Consider the following 3,586-nt stretch of genomic DNA (forward strand, 5'->3'; position numbering starts at 1 on the left):
CTACGTCTGTCCAATCTGTGGTCAAGTTGGTCGATATGATATCCGGCAGCTCAATCGGGAGCCGGGTCATGAGCCGCTGGAAATGGAAGGCGGTTTCTCCGCGTGATCCAGCCATGCGAACCTCGTCATTGGTGTGGGTGAGAATGATGCGGCTGCGGTTAGGCGATGCCTGCCGGTCGCGGTCCCAGCGGTCGATCAGATCGTTGCGTGCCTGTTCCGGCGTCTGGGCGGCATGGAGCATGCCATGAGTGTCAAAGGCTGGATTGCAGCGCCGGTTCTGGCTGTCGCCAAATCGCGCGTGGCGTCGCGCTGCCAGTCTTCCCGCTGGCGGCGCACCTCGCCGATCTCGACGCCGCCATGACGTTCGTAGACCGACCGGAACGCCGCACCCGCCTCAATGGCTTGTAACTGCTGCGGATCGCCGACCAGCACGACTTTCGCGCCGGCCTCGGCGGCATGGGACAACACGCGCTCCAACTGGCGCGTGCCGACCATGCCCGCCTCGTCGATCACCAGAACATCGCGCGAGGTAAGCATGTCGCGGCCCTGTTGCCAGCCATGCCGGCTGCTGGAACATATGACAGACAAAAGGGTTGGGAAGCCGGCCGCCTAGAACCCTGCGGCCGTCCCATCTGAACTGCCCGCTGGCTGAAAATCATACCCTAGCTTGCTGGAGCTGGCTGTTTGGCTCGTTCTGCTATGGCGTCCAAGCCAATCATCTTCGCAAGCGCTTCCTTCGTCTGAGTCCGCAAATTCCGTCGCAGATGTGAGGCATCCCGGTAGATGAACTCACCGTTGACGTAAGTTGTGCATTGATCATTTGGGCACATCCCAGGACCCGGATCAACGAACGATAAATTGTTCTCCGCTGCCAGCGATTTGAGGGCCGAGGTAATCGGTCGACGCACCGATGTGGCCCATTTGCTGTTCATCTCGGTCGAGCATCGACGCCTGAGAAGGTTACTTTCCTTGTTAACAGCGCAAGAAGTCAGATCCTCGGCGGGCCCTGGCGTTGGAGCAACAATTGTGATCCGTCGATTGGCCGCGGCAATCTCTGGAAGGAGCATTTGCAAACCCTCGCGCACCAATGAAACCTTGTCAGCCTGATGTCCATCGGCAGCAACGATATCGGTGAATTGCAGTCCAGACCAAGCGGCGGCCAGAACCACGACATCAACGTCAGGCCGCAGGCGTAGCATGTTGATGGCTGCTTTCTGCGATGACGCACAGCGGTCCTTGTAGTTGGGCGCCTCGGGAAAGTTGCGATAGATGCGCTCGCCGAGCGCCGCAGGGCAGGGTTCGTACAGAAAAAATGCCGTATCTTCCAGCTGGCCGACAACATCAATTAGCGGGGCAAGATGGTCAGCATGGCTGTCACCCCAGAGTATACCGTGGTGCTTGGCTGTCACCCAAGGAGCTCCGAACGCGCAGTAGGTAACGCGGAGTTCAGGGATGTTGACCGTCTGCGGACATGGCCAATCCCACATCACCTTAAGGCTGCGCATTGCCAAGGCATCATCGGAAACCCTGCTGGTAAACCCGCCAGCTTGCGAGATCGCGTTGCCACTCCATGCGACCATCAAAGCTGCGGCGGCTCCGGCGGTGATTGCTTTCAACGGCATAGGCTGGAGGCGACGTACGGGCTCCTCGATGTAGCGCCATGAGAGCGTGGCGGCCAAAAACGTGAATAGGAAGACTGTTCCGGTCTCGATCGCCGTCGGTAGAGTACCGTCGGCATATTGACGGAAGAAAACAAAGATCGGCCAATGCCAGAGATACAGGCTGTACGAGATTTTGCCCGTGAAACGTAGCGGCGAGAACGACAGTGCGGCGGTGACTGGCGACGGCGAGCGGCGCCAAACCAGCAACGCGGCGCCAAAAGCTGGAGCCAGTGCATTCACTCCGGGGAACGCATCGTCCGGCGACAAGCGAAGGATGCTCAGCACAATGATAATCAAGCCCAGGCAACCTAACCAATCGACGGATGAACGCCGTGGCAAAGGAACAAAGACCAGGATTCCACCGACAGCCAATTCCCATGCCCTGCTGAAGGGGGCATAAAATGCCTGTTTGGGATCGGTGGCGACCAAATGAACCGCTGTCGAAAAGCTGACGATCGCCACCAAGCTGATTGCGACGACCGCAATAGTCGGCCGACCGCGCGAAATACGGCTGAGGGCAAGCATCAGAGCTGGCCACACGAGGTAAAACTGCTCTTCAACACCGAGAGACCAAAGATGCAGTAGCGGCTGTAGGGCGGCCTCGCGGTCGAAATAGCCTGTGTTCCAGAGAAAGTAATAGTTCCCAAACCCGACTGAGGAATAGGCGGCGCTTTTCCCTAGGCTATCATAATCACCCGGCAGGAGCAGAAACCATCCGGCGATGAGGGATACGGCAATTACCAGCAACATCGCCGGAAGTATGCGGCGCACGCGCCGACCATAGAATTCGGCGACAGAGAGGCGTTTCGGCCCAACAAGTATACCGGTGATCAAGTAGCCCGAGATTACAAAGAAGATATCTACCCCGACGAACCCGCCGGCAAGGCCGGGCACGCCGAAATGAAACAGCATGACGGCGATCACCGCTACGGCACGCAGTCCATCGATGTCGGGTCTATAGTCGTTGGACTTCACGAAAACCCCTAGAGTCGGCCCAGTCTACGCGCGGTGACAATAACCAAGATCCAAGTCTGAACAACCTGCCCGCAAGGGCGGAAAGGATCATCTATGGCTGTTTACCGCGAAAAGGAATCGCTTGGCCGCGTGCTCGCGCACGAAGGCGGCTATTCGAACCGCCCCAAGATCCGGGCGGGGCGGTGCCGCAAGCGGCAACTTCATCGACGGCGGCCAGGCGAAGGCCTTCGTCGAGAATGCGAACGCCGCACCATCCACTGCGCCGGCCGACGCGGCGATCGGCGCCGGCATCGGCGGGGGTGGTGTCGCTGGCACCTTGCGGGATCTGCAGAACCAGCTTTCCCCGATGTCCTACGGTAGCGAGTTCATCATGAGAGTAGTCCTGGTGCTGGCCGTCATCAGCGCCGTGCTGCTGATGGGCGGCGCTGGCTACCGATGGTGCGCCAACAGGAAGTCCAAGCACCTTGCGGCCGCGCTGGGTGGCGAGGCGCCGGCATGAAGTGGTCTTCCTGCTGGGCGCCGCGGCTGGCGCTGTCGGCCTCGCTGTCGTCGAGGGCATCATCTTTTTCTGGTGGCTCGGCCAATGACCGCGATCATCACCCTGCTTGTCGTTCGCCTCGGCATTTCGCGCTTAGCGGCCGGCGCGATCCTTTGGGCGGCAATCGCCCTGTCCGCCTCGGGCGCTGCGCTCGGGGTCTACGAATTCATCAAGCACAAGGGCGCCGATGAAGTCCGCGCCAAGATCGAAAAGGACAATCAGGATGCGATACGCAAGGGCATTGAGGCCAGCCGGTCTTTTTACGACTGCACTTCTGCTGGCGGGCTGTGGGACCTCCCGCGTCAAAGGTGTTCCAGCCCTCCGGGCGGCGATCGGTAGCAGCCTCGCCGGCGCGAAAGGCAAAGACCATCGAGGATCAGAACAAGATCGACCGCACCATGGCCAGCAGGCA

3 protein-coding genes and 1 pseudogene are annotated in these 3,586 nt (G+C 59.9%); 2 read left to right on the forward strand and 2 right to left on the reverse strand.

Going from position 1 to position 3,586, the window contains the following annotated elements:
- Positions 1–115: 115 nt before the first annotated feature.
- Both LB543_RS33650 and LB543_RS34125 read right to left on the reverse strand, forming a co-directional pair.
- A pseudogene (locus tag LB543_RS33650) lies at positions 116–573 on the reverse strand (AAA family ATPase); the annotation flags it as partial.
- Positions 574–662: 89 nt separating this feature from the next.
- Positions 663–2,636 (reverse strand): acyltransferase family protein, encoded by a 1,974-nt coding sequence (locus LB543_RS34125; RefSeq protein ID WP_224617343.1) that lies wholly within the window; start codon positions 2,634–2,636, stop codon positions 663–665.
- A gap of 121 nt (positions 2,637–2,757) precedes the next feature.
- On the opposite strand from LB543_RS34125, the gene LB543_RS33660 reads away from it, so the two are divergent.
- The gene (locus tag LB543_RS33660; RefSeq protein WP_140813752.1) at positions 2,758–3,135 is read left to right on the forward strand and encodes a hypothetical protein; all 378 of its coding nucleotides are present in this window, start codon (positions 2,758–2,760) and stop codon (positions 3,133–3,135) included.
- A gap of 84 nt (positions 3,136–3,219) precedes the next feature.
- The gene (locus LB543_RS33665) at positions 3,220–3,513 is read left to right on the forward strand and encodes a hypothetical protein (protein WP_140813751.1); all 294 of its coding nucleotides are present in this window, start codon (positions 3,220–3,222) and stop codon (positions 3,511–3,513) included.
- The last annotated feature ends 73 nt before the right edge of the window (positions 3,514–3,586 follow it).

This window comes from Mesorhizobium sp. ESP7-2 (genome assembly GCF_020164715.1).
Classification (GTDB): Bacteria; Pseudomonadota; Alphaproteobacteria; order Rhizobiales; family Rhizobiaceae; genus Mesorhizobium.

Coding starts and splice junctions, on each gene's coding strand:
- LB543_RS33665 (WP_140813751.1), top strand. CDS start 3,220: ATGACCGCGATCATCACCCTGCTTGTCGTTCGCCTCGGCATTTCGCGC.